The following is a 19,434-nucleotide window of genomic DNA, read 5'->3' as shown; positions in this document are numbered from 1 at the left end:
CCCGTCAACCGTCGCGCCCGTCTTCCGTCAGATAGGAGGAGGGCGCTTGCCCCAGCACGCGGCGAAACATGGTTGAAAACGCCGCGCTGCTGTCATATCCCATTTCCATCGCCACCTGCGTTACGCTGCGCCCTTCGGCCAGCAGCGCCAGCGCCAGCACCACGCAGGCGCGTTGGCGCCATTGCGAAAACGGCAGGCCGGTCTGCGCGCGAAAGAAGCGACTGAAGGTGCGAATGCTCATGTACAGACGAGGGGCCCACCGCTGCGCGGAGTCGTGAGCGTCGGGGTGTTGCAAAAAGGCGTGGCACAGCTCGCCCAGCCGAGGATCGGCGGGCAGCGGGATGTGCAACGGCAAGGGTTGCAGCCGGGCCAGTTCATGCAGCAGCAGCGCCGCCAGCGCTCCGTCGCGTCCGTCTCGCTCATACTCCAGCGGCATATCCACCGCCGCCATCAACAGCTGGCGCATCAGCGGGGTAACGCTGACCACCTGACAGACCTGCGGCCGTTCGGCGGGCAACGCGCCGGGTTCGAGATACAGGCTGCGGGTGGTGACGCCGACCATCCTCACCGCGTGCGGCATCTGCGGCGGCAGCCACACCGCGTGCTGCGGCGGGACGACCCAATTGCCTTGCTGGGTGAAAACGTGCATGACGCCGGTGGCGCCGTACAGCAACTGCGCGCGCCGGTGGCTGTGCATCGGCAACAGATGCCCCGGTGGGTAGTCGGTGCCGATGGCGATCACCGCGCGCGTTACGTGGTCGATGTCATCAATGCGGACATTGCGCATGTGTCCTCTTTGGCGGACAGATTGGCCGAAACGCAATGATAGTTGGCCCTTCATATAAAGCAAGCCAACAGCCGTCGCCCTACTATCGGGGCAGAAAAATAACGCTTGTTCGGGGCGCCGCTATTTTATCGGCCAGGCAACCCATGCAAGTTTTCACACCGGGGTGGGACGAACGTTCTCGTTCTCGCAATACAAGAAGTTAATAAGGAATAAAGCGTCATTTTATTCCAACACCTGAAGCAATAGTTCTTAGTGCAGTTCAATGACTATAAGGTGATATTTCATGTATAAGTTCGGTGTGATTGGCGGCGGAGCCGCCGGGATCTCTTTTGCGTATAACTTTATAAAAAATAAGTCGGTTAATCATTGCAAAAGACCGCTTTCCCTGAAGGTTTTCGACAAGCAGGGCTTCAAAGGCGGTATGGCATACAGCAGCGATTTTGACAGCCATATATTAAATATGACGCCGGAAAACATGTCGGCGGATATTTTCGACGATGCGCACTTTGTTGATTGGATTGCCATGCATTTCCCGCAGTTTTGCCAGGATCGTTATCCGCCGCGCTGGCTGTATCGGGAATATCTCGATTTTATTCGCGACATGACGATTTATATGGCGGCGGACAGTAACGTGACGCTGAATTTCGTGACCGCCGAAGTGAATGCCATCGCGCCGCACGAAGCCGGCTATCGGCTGACCACCGCCTGCGGCGGCGCCGAGCAGATGAACGCGCTGGTGCTGTGCTCAGGGCACAACCCGCCGGAATGTCTCTATCCGGTGGACGGGGTGATCGCTTATCAGGCCCACCAGGATCTGCCGCCGATCAACCCTTATTCGACCATCGGCGTGATCGGCTGCAGCCTGACGGCGATTGACGCCATCGTAGAGCTGATGGAGCGCCTGGGGGCGACCGACATCTGCGCTTTATCGCGCTCGGGCCTGTTCCCCAGCGTGCAGCCGGCGCTGATGCGTCCGCCGCCGGAGGCGTTTGTGGAGGGGGTGCGGCGCTTTGTCGCCGGCAGCGATTTCATTGACGCGCATCAGCTGGTGCATGCGATCAATGCCGCGCTGGCGCGCCACTATCCGGGGCCGGAGCGGTTGACGGTGCTCTCGGCGCTGGGGGAAAGGCGCGATTGTTACCGCGATCTGGCGGACAGCCTCGATCGCGCGCGTTTTGCCCGGGAGCATATCTGCAGCTATCTGGCGGCGATCCACCCGGCGGTGTGCGCCGCCTGGGTCAAGATGGATGCCAACAACCGGCAGGTCTTCATGCGTTTTTACAACTCCTCCTGGATGCGCAATCGGCACGCCATGCCGATCAAGAACGCCAACAAGATCGTGGCGGCGCTGGAGAGCCAACGCCTGCGCGCCTGCGGCGGCCTGGCGGATATCAGCAAGGGAGCGGACGGGTTTACCCTCCGTTGCCATGAGACGCGGGTGCACGCGCAGTATCTGTTCAACTGCACCACGCCTTCCTATCAACTGCCGCCCAACCGCCTGAGCCATCAGCTGCTGCAAGACGGGCTGGTGCAAGAGAACCTGTTCGGCGGCGTGAAGTGCAACCCGCACACGCTGAAAATCGCCGACCGGCGCGGCCGCGAGCAGCATCTCTACTCGCTCGGCGCGCCCGCCAAGGGCGATCTGTTTTACACCTCGGCGATGGAGTCCATCACGCGGGATATCAGCAAGATCGTGTTTAACAACCCTATTTTCAACGCAAAGAAGGCTGAAGTATGAAAAACGTAGCGCTCTTTGTCGGCAACGACATTTTCTCCTGGCTGGTGTGTCAGGATCTGATCGCCGCCCTGAAAGGCGAGTGTGCCTTTACGGTGTATTTCCCCCTGGCGAAAAGCGCCGGGCGCACGCAGGAGCCGGCTGTTCGCCGCCTGGGGCTGTATGAGCGCGAAGTGCTGAACGATTTCGTGTTCCCGTTCGTGGGCCGCAACGCCGCCGCCTGCGAGGGCGCCTATCAGCCGCCGGCGCTGTTCCTGGCCGCCGCCGGGGTCAAAGCGCATCGCGTTCTCGACATCAACGACACCGCGTTTATCAGCAGCCTGGGGCATATGGATGGGGTGATCTCCCTGCGCTGTTATCAGAAATTCTCCGCCGACTATGTTCGCGCCTTCAGCCGACGCGGCAAGCTGCTCTGGAACCTGCATCCGGGGGATTTGCCGCGCTATCGCGGGGTGATGACGCTGTTCCGCGCGATGATGAACGGTGACAGGGACTGTGCGGTAACGCTGCATGAAATGGATGAGCACTGGGACGCCGGCCCGGTGATCGCCCGCCTGCCCGCCGAGCTGCGTCACGATCTGTCGTTCCTGGAAAACATGATGCTGTTGGGCGTGCAGAGCGGCACTTTCCTGGCGCGCCAGCTGATGCGGGCGGAGCATAGCGAAGCGATAGCGGCGGAAAAGCAGGGCGATTCGCGCTACTGGGGCTTCCCGGACGCGCAGACGCTGGCGCAGGCAGAGCAGGCGGGCATTGAGCTGGTGGACCATGACGCCGTGCGAGAGCAGTATCTGGGGCTGTTCGTCGGCGATCGTTTCCACCCGCTGGCGGGGCAGTTCTGCGCCGGGTTCGACGACTTCGTGCGGGCGCACGGCCATGATTGAAACCTTGATTGTACTGAGTGCCGGTTTTCTGACCGGCATCACCACCATTCTGTTCGGCTTCGGCGGCGGCTTTGTGGTGGTGCCTTTCGTCTATCACCTGATCTCCGCCTCGGGCGAGCAGCCCGGCCAGGCGATGCATATCGCGGTGGCGACCTCGACGGCGGTGATGATCCTCAACGCGAGTTACGCCACGCTGACCAACTGGCGCAGCGGCAACCTGCTGCGTGAAACCATCGTGCCGCTGATCTTTTTCATCGGCATCGGCGCGGCGCTGGGCGCGTTCGCCTCTTCACTGCTGGCGGACGGCGTGATCCGCGGGCTGTTTGTGGTCTATATGGCAGTGACCATCGCCGACTGCCTGTTCCGCCGGGGTTTTTTGATCAAACCGGCGCGCGCCGAACTGTCCCCCGTTACGCTGTGGGGCGGTGGGCCGCTGATCGGCGGCATCGCCACCCTGCTGGGGGTGGGCGGCAGCGTGATGACCGTGCCGCTGCTGCGCCGCCATGGTTACGACATGAAGTATTGCGTCAGCGCCGCTAATCCGCTGTCGATCCCGGTGGCGGTGATCGGGGCGCTGATGTATATCGTGTTGGGGTGGCACGAGATGAGCGGGCCGCAGTATCTGGGCTACGTCAATCTGAACATTCTGGGGTTGCTGGTGGTCGCGGGAATTGCGGGGATCGTGTTTGCCAGGCGCTGTTTGCCTAAGGTGAGCGATGCGCTGCATGCCAAAATCTACGTGCTGCTGCTGATCGCCGTGCTGATCGCTATCTGCCTCTGAAACAGAAAGGGCGGCCGGATGCCGCCCTGAGAACCGCTTAACGGTGGTATTCGCCCGCCGCTTCCGGCTGGTACAGCAATTCCAGCACTTCAATCCGCGCTTCTTCACCGTTCGGCAATTGCCAGGAGATCTGCTTGCCGACGTGCATGCCGAGCAGCGCTGCGCCCAGCGGCGCCATTACCGACAGCTGATCGTGGCTGTCTTTCAGCGATGCCGGGTAAACCAGCGTGCGCACGTGCTCTTCATCGGTGTGCAGATCGCGAAAACGCACGCGGCTGTTCATGGTCACCACGTTGGCCGGCATTTTCTCCGGCGGCAGGATTTCCGCGCGATCCAACTCGTCGTTCAGCGCGGCGGCGACGTCGGTGTTGGCAAAGGCCGGTTGTTCCAATAGCGCATCCAGGCGTTCCGCATCCAGCTCATTAATAGTAATGATGGGTTTGGTCATTCCACTCTCCAGTCAAATCAAAGGGTGCCAGTCTGTGCACCCATAAATTCGGAAAAACAACACAAAGCAACACCCCCGCGCCAGAGGAGCGGGGGTGTGGGTAATGTCGATTTGTCCTATTGATAGTAGGCGGTTGGGGCGAGAAAAGAAAGAGATCCCGATCACGAAGGCTTTTATCGTCAATCGTGGCAAAAGAAACGGTTAGCCCGGTTATCTATTTGTTATCTCATTGACTTTTTCACCGCCGCGCCGTTTTGCGAAATGGATCCCCGCGCGTCATTCGATTTCCACTTCGAACTGGAAAAAACCGGTCTACACAGAAAATCCTACCGAGGGTAGGGTAAAGACATCACAGAAAGCGGGTTATTCAGGTGATGCGCTTTACGGCTTACTGATTAATGTAGGATCTAGGGGTACTGAAAAGTGAATGATGGATCTGCTTCGATAAAAGAAATTGAACAATCCGATGTCAGCGAAGCCGGAGCGATCGCTGCTCGGGTGTTGGCGGATATTACCGCGATGCTGAATGCTGAAAATATTTATACCAATGCGGTGCAGCAACAGATGCTGGAATCGCATATTCGCGCCATGGTGCTGCGTTCAATAACCGGTGAGCCGTTGCCGGAGGTGGATAAATCGTTGTTCGACGAAATCTCTGCCGAATCCATGCAAATGGCGGAGCGCGTGGTGAATCAGTTTGGCACATTGCCTATCGAAGAAGCCTATTTGCTGTCAGTGCACTTCGAAGTGGCGAAAGATAATAACGCATAGCGGTTAACGCATCGATTTCAATCAGGAGAATATACCATGGGTCAAATTACCGTAGTGATCGGCGATCGTCTGGGCAAAGGGCAAAAAGTTGGCCAAGGCGTTGAAAGCGCAGGCGGAAAAGCGGTGGTCATCCCCGGCGTCGCGGCGGACATGAAGCTGGGCGACGTCATGAAAGCGGAAAACGCGCAGCTGGGCATCTCTTTTTGCGGCAGCGGCGGCGCCGGCGCGATTACCGCGCAAACCAAACACGGCTACAAGGCTAAATATGGCATGCGTTCGGTGGAAGAGGGCGTGACGGCAATTAACGAAGGCTACAACGTGCTGGGCTTCGGCTTTATGGATAAAGAAGAGCTGGGCCAGAAACTGGTGGAAGCTTACGTCAAAAAACATGGCAATCCATAATGAAAGAGCAATATACCACATCGGTAAAGGTGGAGGGTAAAGGCGACAGCAAAGCGAAAGCTTTTGCTTCCGCCTTGGCTAATGTGCAGGGCGCGGTATTAAAGTCCACCAACAATATTCTGCTGCGTATCGAGCCGCAGGACGTCAGCGTAGTGAAAGCGGAAGAGAAAATAACTAAAGAGAAATTTCTTTTCTTCTTTTTGCCGCGTGAAAGAAAGAGCTATGCCGTTTCTCTGGAAATAACCGTGAACGTAACCATTATCAATACCGAGAAGGTTGTCTTCGTCACGAAATAAAAACGTTAGCATAAATGAAAGGGTATACTGATGTTTTTAATCATCTTATTTAAATCGATTATTATCGGTGGGCTGGTGGGGGTCGGCGTAGGGGCCGGCGCCGCGCGCATGTTCCACGCACCGACAACACAGGGCATGGGGGCGTTTCGCACCCTGGGCGAGCTGAATTCCTGCGAGGGCGATCCGGCTTCCCACTTCTCATTCGGTCTGGGCTTCTTCTTCAACGCCTGGGCGTCTTCCGTGGCGGCGGGCTCCTTCACGCAGGACGTCGACCACCGCATCATCCCGCACTGGGGCGCGGCGGCCCTGATGGTCAAGAACCGCAATCTGGCGCAAACGCTGCACGATCCGAAAAAAATGGCCATTGCCTGCGGCATCATCGGCATGCTGGTGGTGGCGTTCCTCAATACCACCGCTTCCGCCGTGCCTGCCGCGCTGCAGGTCACCGCGATCAAGGTGCTGGTGCCGGCGGCCAACCTGCTGGTGAACACCGTGATGCCGGTGATCTTCTGGCTGGCGGCGATCGACGCCGGGCGCCGTTCTGGCTTCTGGGGCACCATCTTCGGCGGCCTGGCGCAGCTGATCATGGGCAACGCCGTACCGGGCCTGGTGCTGGGCATTCTGATCGGCAAAGGCGTGGAAGAGAGCGGCTGGAACAAGATCACCAAGATCATGATGGCGGTGATCGTGCTGCTGTTCGTGCTGAGCGGCTTCTTCCGCGGCTTCGACATGAAAGTTCTCGAGTCCTTCAGCCTCGGCGTGCCGGGCTGGCTGGACGCCATTCACAACACCCTGAGCGGTAAATAAGGAGCGGGATGATGGAAGAGCAAACCCAAAAAGGCTTCTGGTACGCCGACTGGTCATTCCCGATTTTTGTTGGCCTGCTGTCCTCCGGCGTGTTCGCCGGGACGCACATGTACTACCTGTACGGCATCGGCGCCTTTAACGAAGTGGCGTTCGTTTCCATGCTGCGGGCGGGGATGGATACCGGCGTGTATGGCGCGGTGGCGGCGTTCGGCGCCAGCTTCCTGTTCGCGCGCATCATCGAAGGCTCGCTGGTGGGGATCCTGGACATCGGTGGCGCGATCCAGACTGGCGTCGGGCTGGGCGTACCGGCGCTGCTGCTGGGGGCCGGCATCGTGTTCCCGGTCGCCAACTTCGCCGCTTCGCTGGCCACCGGCCTCGTCATCGGCCTGGCGATCGGTTACGTGATCATCCTGGCGCGCAAATTCACCATCAATCAGAGCAACTCCACCTACGGGGCGGACGTGATGATGGGCGCGGGCAACTCGTCGGGCCGCTTCCTCGGGCCGTTGATCATCCTGTCGGCGATGACCGCCTCGATCCCGATCGGCATCGGTTCGCTGCTTGGCGCGCTGCTGTTCTATATCTGGGGTAAACCGATCACCGGCGGAGCGATCCTCGGCGCGATGATCCTGGGGGCGATCTTCCCGGTAGCCATTTCTTAAGAGGCCTGCGCCAGGCGCCGCCCGATGCTGCGGCGGCGCCCGGGCTAACAGGAGCAATGCGGTATGTATGACTTAGTTATTAGAGGCGCCAGACTGGCGGACGACACGCTGATCGATCTGGCGGTGAAAGACGGCAAAATAGCCTCGGTCGGGCGGTTGGCGGCAGACGTCAGCGCCGTTCGCCAACTGGATCTGGCGGGCAACTGCCGCCTGAGCGCCGGTTGGATCGATGCGCACGTACACTGCTATCCCGACTCGCCGATTTACCATGACGAGCCGGATCGGGTCGGCGTCGCCAGCGGCGTCACCAGCGTGGTCGATGCCGGCAGCACCGGCGCCGACGATATCGACGCCTTTTATCAGCTGACGCGCAGCGCCAAAACCAACGTGTTCGCCTTCCTCAACATCTCGCGCATTGGCCTGCTGCGGCAGAACGAGCTGGCGGAGTTGACGGATATCGACAAGCACGAGGCCGGCCAGGCCATCGCCAACCATCCCGGTTTTATCATCGGCATCAAGGCACGCATGAGCAGCAGCGTGGTGGGCAAGAACGGCACCCGGCCGCTGGTGTTGGCCAAAGAGATCCAGCGGGAAAACCGCCAGCTGCCGCTGATGGTGCATATCGGCAACAACCCGCCGAATCTGGACGAGATCGCCGATCTGCTGACCCGTGGCGACATCATCACCCACTGCTACAACGGCAAACCGAACCGCATTCTGACGCCGGCGGGCACGCTGCGCGAGTCGATCCAGCGCGCGCTGCGGCGCGGCGTGTTGCTCGACGTGGGGCACGGCACCGCCAGCTTCAGCTTCGAGGTGGCGCGCCAGGCGATCTCGCTGGGCATTTTGCCGCATACCATCAGCTCCGATATTTACTGCCGCAACCGCATGAACGGGCCGGTGCACAGCCTGGCGACGGTGATGTCCAAATTCTTCAGCGTCGGCCTGACGCTGCCGCAGGTGATCGCCTGCGTGACGGAGAACGCCGCGTCGGCGCTGCAGCTGAGCGGCAAAGGGCGGCTGGAGCCGGGTTATGACGCCGATTTCACGCTGTTTGAACTGCGCCGCGAACCGCAGGTGTTCGCCGACGCCGAAGGGCAAACCGCCGAGGGCGAACAGCTGTTGGTGCCGCTGGCCGCGGTGGTGGCCGGGGAAATCCTATTAACCGAACAAGGGGAGGCAGCCCATGTCTTCGATTTATGAAAAATACGGTTTGAAGCAGGTGATCAACACCTCCGGCCGCATGACCATTCTCGGCGTTTCCACGCCGCGCCAGGACGTGATTGACGCCGTTGACTACGGCCTGAATCACTATTTCGAAATCAAGGATCTGGTCAACAAGACCGGCGCCTACATCGCCGATCTGCTCAACGTGGAGGACGCGGTGATCGTTTCCTGCGCCTCGGCGGGCATCGCCCAGTCGGTGGCGGCAGCGATCGTCAAAGATAACGCCAATCTGCTGGTGAACCTGCACTCGGCGCCGATCGCCGTGCCGCGCGAGATCGTGTTGCCGCGTGGTCACAACGTCAACTTCGGCGCGCCGGTGGACACCATGGTGGCGCTGGGCGGCGGCAAGGTGGTGGAGGCGGGCTACGCCAACGAATGTTCGCCGGAGCAGATTGAAGCCTGCATCACGCCGCAGACGGCGGCGATCCTGTACGTCAAATCGCACCACTGCGTGCAGAAAAGCATTTTGTCCGTCGAACAGGCGGCGGTAGTGGCGCGCAAGCATAACCTGCCGCTGATCGTCGACGCCGCGGCGGAAGAAGATCTGATGTGTTACTACCAGATGGGGGCCGATCTGGTGATCTACAGCGGCGCCAAAGCCATCGAGGGGCCGACCAGCGGTCTCGTGATCGGCAAGAAACAGTACGTCGAGTGGGTGAAGCTGCAGTCCGGCGGTATCGGCCGGGCGATGAAGGTCGGCAAAGAGGGCATCCTCGGCCTGACGCAGGCGATTGAAAGCTATCTGACGCTTGAGAAAACCACCGGGCAACAGATGGTGGCGCGGATGACGCCGTTCCTCGACAGCCTCAACACCCTGACCGGCGTCAGCGCCAAAACCGTCTGGGACAGCGCCGGCCGCGATATCGCCCGCGCCGAGATCACCTTCGACGAAGCGGTGCTGGGGCGGTCGACCTATGACATCGTTCAGGCGCTGAAAACCGGCGATATTGCCATCTACTTCCGCGGCTACAAGGCCAACGAGGGCAAGATTGAGGTCGACGTGCGCAGCGTCGACGAGCAACAGCTGATGACCGTCTTTAGCTGTATCAAGAACCTGTTTACGGAGAAACAAGCATGAAGCTGCAGCCTAACTACTATCGCGACCGCGTCTGCCTGAACGTGCTGGCCGGCTCCAAAGCCAACGCGCAGGACATCTACGCCGCGGCGGAAGGCCATGTGCTGGTGGGCGTACTCTCCAAGAACTACCCGGACGTCGACAGCGCGGTGACCGACATGCTGCGCTATGCGCGCCTGATTGAAAACGCGCTCTCGGTCGGCCTGGGCGCCGGCGATCCGAAACAGTCGGCGATGGTCAGCCTGATCGCTCAGCAGGTGCAGCCGCAGCACGTTAACCAGGTGTTTACCGGCGTCGGCGCCAGCCGCGCGCTGCTGGGCCAGAACGACAGCGTGGTCAACGGCCTGGTATCGCCGACCGGCCGCGTCGGCTGGGTGAAGATTTCTACCGGCCCATTGAGTGCCGCAGCGCCTGACGGCATCGTGCCGGTGGAAACCGCCATCGCCTTGCTGAAGGACATGGGCGGCAGCTCGATCAAGTATTTCCCGATGGGCGGCCTGAAGTGCAAGGACGAATACCAGTACGTAGCCAAGGCCTGCGCCGAGCATGACTTTATGCTGGAGCCGACCGGCGGCATCGATCTGGAGAACTACGAGCCGATCGTCGAGATCGCGCTGGCGGCCGGCGTGAAGCGCGTGATCCCGCATATCTACAGCTCGATCATCGACGCCGCCAGCGGCGACACGCGACCGCAGGACGTGAAAACCCTGCTGGCAATGACCAAAAAGCTGGTGGGCTGAACGCGTAATGGGATGAGGTAAACGCTGGGAGGCGAAGGTTTTCCCGTGGCGCGGCATGCCGCGTCGCCGTTAGCTATAGCCTATAGCTTTCAAGTTGCAGCTAGGCGGCAAGCGCAGGAGCCCCAGGAGCTTACTTAAGTAAGTGACTGGGGTGAGTGCGGGCAGCCAACAACGCTGCAGCTTGAAAGATGACGGATATATACTGAGGATTACTATGCGAAACTGGCAGGCTCCAACCCGACGCACCGCGTTGTTCCTGGCGCTGCTGGCCGTGACCGGCCCAGCGCTGCATGCTGAGGATGCAATGAATTCCACGTCATCTCATTTCGCCTATATCGGCACCTATAATCCCAACGGCGAAGGCGTTTACCGGGTGCAGGTCGATCCGGCCAGCGGCGCGCTGAGCCACACTACGCTGGTCAGCAAAGTGCCGAATCCGGCGCAGCTGACGCTGGGCGCCGATGGCAAGACGCTGTATGTCGCCAGCGAAGTGGCCGATTTCAACGGCGGCAAACACGGCGGCATCACCGCTTACCGGGTCAATCCTGCCGACGGCGGCCTGACGCAGCTCAACCAGGTGGATTCGCAGGGGGCGGGGCCGGTGTATCTCTCATCGACGCCGGACGGGCGGCATCTGCTGGTGGCCAACTACGTCAGCGGCAGCGTGGCGGCTTTCCCGATCGAAGCGGACGGCAGCCTGGGCGCCGCCAGCTCGGTGCAGCAACAGCAGGGCCCGGCGGGCGCGGCCAAACCGGCGGCGGCGGTGAACGGCAGCTTCGCCATCAGCGATCACAACGGCCCGCATGCCCATATGATCGCCAGCGATCCGAGCGGCAAGTTCGTGTTCTCCACCGATCTGGGGTTGGATCGCATCTACCAATGGCGCTTTGACGCCGCGAGCGGCCGGCTGACGCCGAACGATCCGCCGTGGATCGCCGCCTCTTCCGCCGGCGCGGGGCCGCGTCACTTTGTGTTCCATCCGGACGGCGAAACCGTGCTGCTGGTGAACGAAGAGGCCTCGACGTTGACCAGCTACCGTTTTGATCGCCAAAAAGGTACTCTGAAACAACTGCATGCGGTTTCCGCACTGCCCGCCGACTATCAGGGCACCAGCTTCGCTTCGGGGCTGGCGCTCAGCAAGAACGGCGACACGCTGTACGTCGCCAACCGGCTGCATAACAGCATTGCCCAGTTCAGCGTGGGCGCCGGCGGTGAGTTGAAGCCGGTGGCGGAAACCTGGACGCGTGGCGATTACCCGCGTTCGCTGGCGCTGAGCCCGGATGGCCGCTATCTGTATGCGTTGAACCAGCGCAGCGATAACGTTACCCGTTTCAGCGTAAATCCGACGGACGGCAAACTCAGCTTTGTGGGCGGCTATCTGCCGATCGGCAGCCCCTCGCAAATGGCGTTCCTGCCGCCGCCGAAGTAACCCGTGGCCCGCCCGGTTCACCGGGCGGGTTGCCTGATTGACGGACACAGAATGGTGCGATTTCCTTACCCGCGTTTGGCTTACTTGTTCGATGCTTTGCAAACCGAGACTTTGCCGCAGGATGAGCTGGCGAAGCGTTTCGCCGTGTCCACCCGCACGGTGCGGGCGGACATCACCGCGCTGAACGAGATTCTGGACAAATACGGCGCGCGTTTCGTGCATAGCCGCGGGGCCGGCTATCGCCTGCAGGTCGATAACGCCGCGCTGTTCAGCGCTCTGCAGCATCAGGAGCGCCGCAAGCACGCCACCCCGCGCAGCGCGCAGGAGCGGGTGCATTATCTGCTGGTGCGTTTTTTGACCTCAGCCTTCTCCCTCAAACTGGAAGATTTGGCCGACGAGTGGTTCGTCAGCCGCGGTACGTTGCAAAACGACATGGCTGAGGTGAGAGAGCGTCTGGCGCACTATCAATTGACGATCGAAACCAAGCCGCGCTACGGCATGAAGCTGTTCGGCGCCGAGATGGCGATCCGCGCCTGTCTCACCGATCTGCTGTTCCAGCTGCAGCTGGCCGACGCCGAGAACCCGCTGCTCAACAACGAGATCCTGCTGCAGCCGCAGGTAGCGGCGTTCGCCGGATTGCTGCACCCGCTGCTGTCGCAATATGCCATTCGCCTGACCGACGAGGGCGAGCAGTACCTGATCTTCTACTGCGCGGTGGCGCTGCGGCGCATCAACGACGGCTATCCGCTGCCGGACTTCGAGGTGGAAGACGGCGACGACGCGGTGCGTCAGGTGTCGACCCGCCTGGCGGCGGAGCTGCGTTCGGCCTCCGGTAAAGAGATCTCGATGGCCGAAGAGGCCTATTTGCGGGTCAACATTGCCGCGCGGCGCGTGCAGGACGTGCAGCCGACCGAGATCAACGCCGACGATGAAGAAGCGCTGGTGGACTACATCCTGTCCTACATCAACGCACACTATAACTACAACCTGCAGGGCGACGAGCAGCTGCGGGCCGATCTGCTCACCCATATCAAGACCATGATTACGCGGGTGAAATACCAGATCAATATCCCCAATCCGCTGTTGGCCAACATCAAGCAGCACTATCCGATGGCTTACGACGTGACGCTGGCGGCGGTCTCCAGCTGGGGCAAATACACCCCCTATACCCTGAGCGAGAACGAAATCGGCTATCTGGTGCTGCACATCGGCGTGGGGCTGGAGCGGCATTACAACATCGGTTATGAGCGCCACCCGCAGGTGATGCTGGTGTGCGATACCGGCAACTCGACGGTGCGCATGATCCAGGCGCAGATTGCGCGCAAGTATCCGCAGCTGGTGATGACGCGCATTGTCTCGCTGCGCGATTACGAGATGCTTGCGCATATCGATGAAGACTTCGTGATTTCCAACGCCCGCATCGGCGAAAAGAACAAGCCGGTGGTGGTGATGTCGCCGTTCCCGACCGATTACCAACTGGAGCAACTGGGCAAGCTGGTGCTGGTGGATCGCACCCGACCGTACATGCTGGAGAAGTTCTTCGACGCCGAGCATTTCATGGTGCTCAACGAGCCGTTGACGCAGGCGGAGCTGTTCAGCCGGGTGTGCGGCCAGCTGGAGCGGGAAGGGTACGTCGGCGCGGACTTCTATCCGTCGCTGGTCGAACGCGAGGCGATCGTCTCCACGCTGCTGGGCGAGGGCATCGCGCTGCCGCACTCGCTGGGGCTGCTGGCCAAAAAGACCGTGGTGGTGACGCTGCTGGCGCCGCAGGGCGTCGCCTGGGGAGAAGGCGAGGTCGCGCACGTGATTTTCCTGCTGGCGATCAGCAAGAGCGACTATGAAGAGGCGATGGCGATCTACGAGCTGTTCGTCACCTTCGTGCGTGAACGCTCAATGAGCCGCCTTTTGGGCAGCGACAGCTTCGACAGCTTTAAAGCGGTGGCGCTGGACTGCCTGAGCCGGAGTTGAGGGGCTAATCTGCTTCCGGCAGAAAGAGGGCCGGGGGCAGATTGAAGCGTTTGGCCAGCGCCATAATGTGCGGAATGGTCAGCGATCTTTTGCCGCTCAGGATTTGGTTGACCAACGACTTTTTGCCGATCTCATGTTCAAAATCACTTTGGCTGAGTTGGTGCTGTTCCATCAATACGCGAAGCGCGGCCACCCCCTGCGGGAGTTGGGCGATACGCTGGTTGAATGCGGTAAACTCGGCGCCGTTATCTTCATATTCGGCGATCTTTTTTGCCAGCATGTCAATCAGCGGATGGTGTTCATCGTTTTCCAGCAGATATTCCACCAATTCGAGCGCTTCCCGGTAGTCTTGCTGAGAACCGCTGCCCTGCAATAAGGGCACGGCGCGCAGCAGCGCATCGGCGGCCTTAATGGCATCTGTAATCATGATGAACTCCTTCGATAGTGCTGCATCAGCTTGTCGTACTCGGCGTGGCTAACAATGTGCTTTATGAATACTTTCTGTGTCTCAAAGCTGGCAAAGAACAAAATTCGCAGGTGGTTGCCGCCGACGTCAATGACCCACCATTTCTCTTTGTATTTCATACGATCGAGCGAAGGAAAAAGCGCTTTTAACTCGTCCGGCGTGCGGAACTCGCCGCGTCGCAACGTTTTATAAATGGCCTCGAGAGCAGCGGCTTCATTAGGGTATTGCTTCGTTGCGTTATTGAACGGTTCCCTGGAAATGATATGCATCGTTCCCTCGATTCCTGCCTGGTGAACATTATAGCGGCTGCCTTAGGTGTTCACAAATTGTAAACTTATCATCCCCGCTCGCAGTGAGAGGGAAATACCCGGCTGCAGCCCGTTTTTGTCGTTGCACACTATTGCGGTTAGCGCCGTGCGGGTAAATCCATACCTCGCATTTACAGGCAGTTACTGCTGATTTTGGAAGCGGGTACGCAAAGTGAAAAGCGGGAGGTTGTGTCAGGGAGAAGAAGCAAAGGGAACGAACGCGCCGGTACGACGCATTCACGAGAGGGCTTCAGAGGCTAATCTTCATCAAACCCGGAGTTGAACAGCTCGACCACCGCCGCCAGCGCGTTGACTTCGTCGGGGCCGGTCGCTTCGACTTCGATATGCCGGCCCTGGGCGGAGTCCAGCATCAGCAGCGCGATGACGCTGCTGGCTTCGGCTTCGGTGCCGCTTTCGTTGCGCAGCATCACCTCGGCGTCGAAGCTTTGCACCAGCTCGAACAGTTTCATCGCCGGACGCGCGTGCATGCCCAGCTTGTTTTTGATTTCAACCGTCTGTTTAACCGTCATTGTTTGCGCTTTTCCAGCGTGCGGTGGCGCGACTGCACGTTCTTGCCGCGCGAGCGGAAGTAATCGGCCAGCTGTTCCGCCACGTACACCGAGCGGTGTTTACCGCCGGTACAGCCGATGGCGACCGTCAGGTAGCTGCGGTTGTTGGTTTCCAGCATCGGCAGCCATTGCTCCAGGTAGCTGCGGGTCTGGTAGATGAAGTTGTGCACTTCGGTATGGCGATCGAGGAACGACGCGACCGGCTTGTCCAGACCGGTCATCGGCCGCAGCTTCGGATCCCAGTGCGGGTTAGGCAGGAAGCGCACGTCGAACACGTAGTCGGCGTCGATCGGAATGCCGTGCTTGAAGCCGAAGGATTCGAACACCATGGTCAGCTCGCGCTCGCGCTTGCCCAGCAGGCGGGTGCGCAGCATTTCGGCCAGTTCGTGCACCGACATTTCCGAGGTGTCGATAATCAGGTCAGCCCGCGAGCGCAGCGGTTCGAGCAGATCGCTCTCTTCGTCGATGGCGCTTTCCAGCGACAGGTTCTTGCTGGAGAGCGGATGCAGGCGGCGGGTGTCGCTGTAGCGGCGGATCAGCGTGTTGCGATCGGCGTCGAGGAACAGCAGCTGCGGCGAGAAGCTGTCCGGCAGCTGAGTCATCGCGTATTCGAACACTTCCGGCGATTCCGGCATGTTGCGCACGTCGATGCTGACCGCCGCGGAGATATTGCGTTCCGCCAGCGTGTTGGCGAGCTGCGGCAGCAGCACCACCGGCAGGTTGTCAACGCAGTAAAAACCCATGTCTTCCAGCGCCCGCAAGGCGACGGATTTTCCGGAACCGGAACGGCCGCTGACAATCATCAGCACCATGTGGCAACTCCCCTGGCATCGCGGCGGCGTTCATCGCCACCGGTGGAAACTTTGTTATTCCGGCCGCAGCCGGATCCATCATCGTGAAACAGTAGCGTTATCCGGGCTGGAAGTCACGCCGGCCGGGCCTCACTCGGTGATGATTTGATAAAGTTCTTCGTCGCTCTGCGCGGCGCGCAGACGGCGGCATACGGTTTTGTCGGCCAGGCGTTTGGCGACCAGCGACAGGGTATGCAAATGGGTTTTGCACTGATCGGCAGGCACCAGCAGCGCGAACAGCAGGTCGACTGGCTGGTTGTCGATAGCGTCGAAAGCGATGGGTTGGTCGAGACGGATAAACACGCCAACGGCCCGCAGTGTGTCCTCTTCCAGTTTGCCGTGGGGAATGGCGATACCGTTGCCGATACCGGTGCTGCCCATGCGTTCCCGGGTGAGAACCGCGTCAAACACCACCTGCGAAGGCAGATTGAGCTGTTTGGCGGCCAGTTCGCTGATAATTTCCAAAGCCCGCTTCTTGCTGGTGCAGTGTACCGAGCTTTTGGTGCACTCGATGTTTAACACCGAGCTTAATTGCATATATTCGTTGTTCATCTCATCTTCACTTAAAACCGCGCCGCCGGGCGCACCCGGCAAGGCGGTTTTTCGTCGGTTTTAACCCTGATTACCGTTCGGCGCGTCACCCATGCGGGTCACGCGCCGAAGGGGAGGCGGCGACGGAGGCAACCTCACGGAATGGGTTAGGGTGTCAGTGTTGCTTCAATTTGTCTTTATGTTTGTTCAATTGACGTGCCAATTTGTCGATCAGCGTATCAATTGCGGCATACATATTCTCGTCTTCCGAGGTGGCGTGCAACTCGCCTCCATTCACGTGCACCGTTGCTTCCGCAATTTGCTGCACTTTTTCCACACTTAATACAACATACACCTGATTGATGCGATCAAAATACTGTTCGAGTTTGGCGAACTTGTTGTTCACGAACTCGCGCAACGGATCGGTGATTTCGATGTGGTGTCCGGTAATGTTGAGCTGCATAGTGTCTTCCTTCTCAATAGAGGTCAAACCAACTGTTTACGCTGGTTCGACGGCGGGATGGACAAAGACTCTCGGTACTTGGCGACGGTGCGCCGCGCCACGATGATCCCCTGATCGGAAAGCAGGGTGGCCAGCTTGCTGTCGCTGAGTGGTTTGGCGGGGTTTTCCGCCGCAATCAATTTCTTCACCAACGCGCGGATCGCCGTCGAGGAGGCTTCGCCGCCGCTGTCGGTATTCACGTGGCTGGAGAAGAAATATTTCAATTCGAAAATGCCGCGCGGGCTGTGCAGAAACTTCTGCGTGGTGACGCGCGAGATCGTCGATTCATGCATCTCCACGGCCTGGGCGATATCCGCCAACACCATGGGTTTCATAAACTCTTCGCCTTGCTCGAAGAACGCCTGCTGTTGGCTGACGATGCAGCGGGTGACCTTCAGCAGCGTCTCGTTGCGGCTCTCCAGGCTTTTAATCAGCCACTTGGCTTCCTGCAGGTTGCTGCGGATGAACTGGCCGTCGGCTTCGCTGTGGGCACTGTTGCCCAGCGCGGCGTACTGCTGATTGATCTTCAAACGCGGTATGCTGTCGCCGTTGAGCTCGACCGTCCACGTGTTCTGCGTCTTGCGCACCAGCACGTCCGGAATTACGTACTCCGATTCGCCGGTATTGATCGACTGCCCCGGGCGCGGATCGAGCGACTGAATCAGCAGCATCGCTTCTTTCAGTGTATCTTCTTTTAGCCGGGTTGATCGCATCAGGCTGCGAAAGTCGTGGTTGGCCAACAGATCCAAATGGTCGCTGATGATCAGCCGCGCTTCGGCCAGATAAGGGGTGTCTTTGGCGTATTGGGAGAGCTGCACCAGCAGGCAATCGCGCAGATCGCGCGCGGCGACGCCGATCGGATCGAAACGCTGCACGCGCTTCAACACCGCCTCGACTTCCTCGAGGGTCACGTTCTCGTCGCCTAGGCTTTCCAGAATGTCTTCCAGCGGCACGGTGAGATAGCCGGTGTCGTCCACCGCGTCGACGATGGAGGTGGCGATGGCGGCGTCGGTATCGGAGAACGGCGTCAGATCCACCTGCCACATCAGGTAATCCTGCAGCGTTTGGGTAGTCTCGCCCTGATAGACCGGCAGCTCGTCGTCGCTGTAGTCGGTGCCGGTGCCTGACGGCGTGCCGGCGGTGTAGATCTCATCCCAGGTGGCGTCCAGCGGCAGCTCTTCCGGCATGTCTTTCTGTTCCAGCGCCTCGCGGGTATCGAGCCCCTCGGTCTCCTGGATTTCTTTGGCGTCGATTTCGTCGTGCAGATCGGTCTGTTCAAGCAGTGGATTGCTCTCCAGCGCCAGCTGGATCTCTTGCTGAAGCTCAAGCGTGGACAACTGCAGCAGGCGGATCGCCTGCTGGAGCTGAGGAGTCATGGCCAGCTGTTGGCTGAGCCTGAGTTGCAAACCTTGCTTCATAGTCTTCTGTCTACTTCCGTTAACGGTGTCGCCCCGCAGGGCGCGCCGGCGCTCAGAGGCGGAACTCTTCGCCCAGATAAACGCGTTTTACCTGCTCGTCGGCCAGAATAGCATCCGGCGTGCCGTGGGCAATCAGTTTGCCCTGGCTGACGATGTAGGCGCGTTCACATACGTCCAGCGTCTCGCGCACGTTGTGGTCGGTGATCAGCACGCCCAGGCCGCTGTCACGCAGGTGCTCGATGATTTTTTTGATGTCGATAACGGAAATCGGATCCACCCCGGCGAAGGGTTCGTCCAGCAGAATGAATTTCGGGTTGGCCGCCAGCGCGCGGGCGATTTCGACGCGGCGGCGTTCACCGCCGGACAGCGCCTGGCCGAGGCTGTCGCGCAGATGGGAGATATGGAACTCTTCCATCAGCTCTTTGGCGCGGTCTTCGCGTTGTTCGCTGGTGAGGTCGGGGCGAATCTCCAGCACCGCCATCAGGTTGTCGTACACGCTCAGGCGGCGGAAGATCGACGCTTCCTGCGGCAGGTATCCGATGCCGCGGCGCGCGCGGGCGTGCAGCGGCAGCAGGCTGATGTCTTCTTCGTCGATCACGATGCGCCCGGCGTCGCGTGGCACGATGCCGACCACCATGTAGAAGGTGGTGGTTTTACCGGCGCCGTTCGGCCCGAGCAGGCCGACGATCTCGCCGGATTTCACTTTCAGGCTGACGTCTTCGACAACTTTACGGCCCTTGTAGGCTTTCGCCAGGTTTTCTGCGATGAGTGTTGCCATAA

General features: G+C 59.9%; 23 protein-coding genes. 13 read left to right on the top strand and 10 right to left on the bottom strand.

Features of this window, described 5'->3' with window-relative positions:
- Positions 1–4: 4 nt before the first annotated feature.
- Complete coding sequence (locus tag V8N38_RS22810; protein WP_084827491.1) at positions 5–787, bottom strand: AraC family transcriptional regulator; 783 nt, start codon at positions 785–787, stop codon at positions 5–7.
- A 283-nt stretch (positions 788–1,070) separates the two neighbouring features.
- On the opposite strand from V8N38_RS22810, the gene V8N38_RS22805 reads away from it, so the two are divergent.
- From V8N38_RS22805 to V8N38_RS22795, 3 genes are read left to right on the top strand one after another with little or no spacing between them, the layout of a single operon-like run.
- On the top strand, positions 1,071–2,525 hold the full coding sequence (locus V8N38_RS22805; protein WP_049273715.1) for an FAD/NAD(P)-binding protein: 1,455 nt from the start codon (positions 1,071–1,073) through the stop codon (positions 2,523–2,525).
- Complete coding sequence (locus V8N38_RS22800; RefSeq protein WP_047729780.1) at positions 2,522–3,403, top strand: formyltransferase family protein; 882 nt, start codon at positions 2,522–2,524, stop codon at positions 3,401–3,403. The genes V8N38_RS22805 and V8N38_RS22800 overlap by 4 nt, the downstream gene beginning before the upstream one ends.
- Positions 3,396–4,184: a sulfite exporter TauE/SafE family protein gene (locus V8N38_RS22795; RefSeq protein WP_147840365.1), complete on the top strand. Its 789-nt coding sequence runs from the start codon at positions 3,396–3,398 to the stop codon at positions 4,182–4,184. The genes V8N38_RS22800 and V8N38_RS22795 overlap by 8 nt, the downstream gene beginning before the upstream one ends.
- Positions 4,185–4,221: 37 nt before the next feature.
- On the opposite strand, the gene rnk is transcribed toward V8N38_RS22795, so the two are convergent.
- Complete coding sequence (gene rnk, locus V8N38_RS22790; protein WP_004936993.1) at positions 4,222–4,632, bottom strand: nucleoside diphosphate kinase regulator; 411 nt, start codon at positions 4,630–4,632, stop codon at positions 4,222–4,224.
- 423 nt (positions 4,633–5,055) lie between these two features.
- Between rnk and V8N38_RS22785 the strand changes: the two genes are divergently transcribed.
- The 10 genes from V8N38_RS22785 to V8N38_RS22740 all read left to right on the top strand — a co-directional run bounded on the left by V8N38_RS22785 (position 5,056) and on the right by V8N38_RS22740 (position 14,009).
- On the top strand, positions 5,056–5,403 hold the full coding sequence (locus V8N38_RS22785; RefSeq protein WP_047729782.1) for a glycine dehydrogenase: 348 nt from the start codon (positions 5,056–5,058) through the stop codon (positions 5,401–5,403).
- A gap of 36 nt (positions 5,404–5,439) precedes the next feature.
- The gene (locus V8N38_RS22780; protein ID WP_019453148.1) at positions 5,440–5,805 is read left to right on the top strand and encodes a glycine-rich SFCGS family protein; all 366 of its coding nucleotides are present in this window, start codon (positions 5,440–5,442) and stop codon (positions 5,803–5,805) included.
- Positions 5,805–6,101: a DUF4312 family protein gene (locus V8N38_RS22775; protein ID WP_004937003.1), complete on the top strand. Its 297-nt coding sequence runs from the start codon at positions 5,805–5,807 to the stop codon at positions 6,099–6,101. Before V8N38_RS22780 ends, V8N38_RS22775 begins: the two co-directional genes overlap by 1 nt.
- Positions 6,102–6,131: 30 nt before the next feature.
- Positions 6,132–6,908, top strand: a complete 777-nt coding sequence (locus V8N38_RS22770; RefSeq protein ID WP_004937006.1) for a DUF4311 domain-containing protein — start codon at positions 6,132–6,134, stop codon at positions 6,906–6,908.
- 11 nt (positions 6,909–6,919) lie between these two features.
- Complete coding sequence (locus V8N38_RS22765; protein ID WP_048234891.1) at positions 6,920–7,570, top strand: DUF4310 family protein; 651 nt, start codon at positions 6,920–6,922, stop codon at positions 7,568–7,570.
- 63 nt (positions 7,571–7,633) lie between these two features.
- Positions 7,634–8,773 (top strand): amidohydrolase/deacetylase family metallohydrolase, encoded by a 1,140-nt coding sequence (locus V8N38_RS22760; RefSeq protein WP_060440973.1) that lies wholly within the window; start codon positions 7,634–7,636, stop codon positions 8,771–8,773.
- Positions 8,757–9,875: a DgaE family pyridoxal phosphate-dependent ammonia lyase gene (locus tag V8N38_RS22755; RefSeq protein ID WP_049273708.1), complete on the top strand. Its 1,119-nt coding sequence runs from the start codon at positions 8,757–8,759 to the stop codon at positions 9,873–9,875. The genes V8N38_RS22760 and V8N38_RS22755 overlap by 17 nt, the downstream gene beginning before the upstream one ends.
- The gene (dagF, locus tag V8N38_RS22750) at positions 9,872–10,612 is read left to right on the top strand and encodes a 2-dehydro-3-deoxy-phosphogluconate aldolase (RefSeq protein ID WP_033648993.1); all 741 of its coding nucleotides are present in this window, start codon (positions 9,872–9,874) and stop codon (positions 10,610–10,612) included. The genes V8N38_RS22755 and dagF overlap by 4 nt, the downstream gene beginning before the upstream one ends.
- A gap of 214 nt (positions 10,613–10,826) precedes the next feature.
- A complete protein-coding gene (locus V8N38_RS22745) occupies positions 10,827–12,041 on the top strand; it encodes a lactonase family protein (protein ID WP_084827496.1) in 1,215 nt (404 codons plus the stop codon).
- A gap of 51 nt (positions 12,042–12,092) precedes the next feature.
- A complete protein-coding gene (locus V8N38_RS22740) occupies positions 12,093–14,009 on the top strand; it encodes a BglG family transcription antiterminator (protein ID WP_060424654.1) in 1,917 nt (638 codons plus the stop codon).
- Between the two features lie 4 nt (positions 14,010–14,013).
- Here the strand turns inward: V8N38_RS22740 and V8N38_RS22735 are convergent, their stop codons facing one another.
- The 8 genes from V8N38_RS22735 to lptB form a co-directional block, all read right to left on the bottom strand.
- A complete protein-coding gene (locus tag V8N38_RS22735) occupies positions 14,014–14,436 on the bottom strand; it encodes a helix-turn-helix domain-containing protein (RefSeq protein ID WP_049198530.1) in 423 nt (140 codons plus the stop codon).
- Positions 14,433–14,744 (bottom strand): type II toxin-antitoxin system HigB family toxin, encoded by a 312-nt coding sequence (locus V8N38_RS22730; RefSeq protein ID WP_060424659.1) that lies wholly within the window; start codon positions 14,742–14,744, stop codon positions 14,433–14,435. Before V8N38_RS22730 ends, V8N38_RS22735 begins: the two co-directional genes overlap by 4 nt.
- 296 nt (positions 14,745–15,040) lie before the next feature.
- Complete coding sequence (npr, locus tag V8N38_RS22725) at positions 15,041–15,313, bottom strand: PTS phosphocarrier protein NPr (protein ID WP_004937034.1); 273 nt, start codon at positions 15,311–15,313, stop codon at positions 15,041–15,043.
- On the bottom strand, positions 15,310–16,164 hold the full coding sequence (gene rapZ, locus V8N38_RS22720) for an RNase adapter RapZ (RefSeq protein WP_015379177.1): 855 nt from the start codon (positions 16,162–16,164) through the stop codon (positions 15,310–15,312). Before rapZ ends, npr begins: the two co-directional genes overlap by 4 nt.
- A gap of 129 nt (positions 16,165–16,293) precedes the next feature.
- On the bottom strand, positions 16,294–16,755 hold the full coding sequence (ptsN, locus tag V8N38_RS22715) for a PTS IIA-like nitrogen regulatory protein PtsN (RefSeq protein ID WP_016930212.1): 462 nt from the start codon (positions 16,753–16,755) through the stop codon (positions 16,294–16,296).
- Between the two features lie 154 nt (positions 16,756–16,909).
- A complete protein-coding gene (gene hpf, locus V8N38_RS22710) occupies positions 16,910–17,197 on the bottom strand; it encodes a ribosome hibernation promoting factor (RefSeq protein ID WP_004937038.1) in 288 nt (95 codons plus the stop codon).
- Positions 17,198–17,220: 23 nt separating this feature from the next.
- The gene (gene rpoN, locus V8N38_RS22705; RefSeq protein WP_147840364.1) at positions 17,221–18,654 is read right to left on the bottom strand and encodes an RNA polymerase factor sigma-54; all 1,434 of its coding nucleotides are present in this window, start codon (positions 18,652–18,654) and stop codon (positions 17,221–17,223) included.
- Between the two features lie 52 nt (positions 18,655–18,706).
- Positions 18,707–19,432 (bottom strand): LPS export ABC transporter ATP-binding protein, encoded by a 726-nt coding sequence (gene lptB, locus V8N38_RS22700; RefSeq protein WP_004937040.1) that lies wholly within the window; start codon positions 19,430–19,432, stop codon positions 18,707–18,709.
- Positions 19,433–19,434 lie beyond the last annotated feature (2 nt).

The sequence above is a fragment of the Serratia nevei genome (genome assembly GCF_037948395.1).
In the GTDB taxonomy this organism is placed as follows: Bacteria; Pseudomonadota; Gammaproteobacteria; order Enterobacterales; family Enterobacteriaceae; genus Serratia; species Serratia nevei.
Note: the sequence above shows the minus strand (reverse complement) of the source record. Positions and strands in the feature narration are given on the sequence as shown.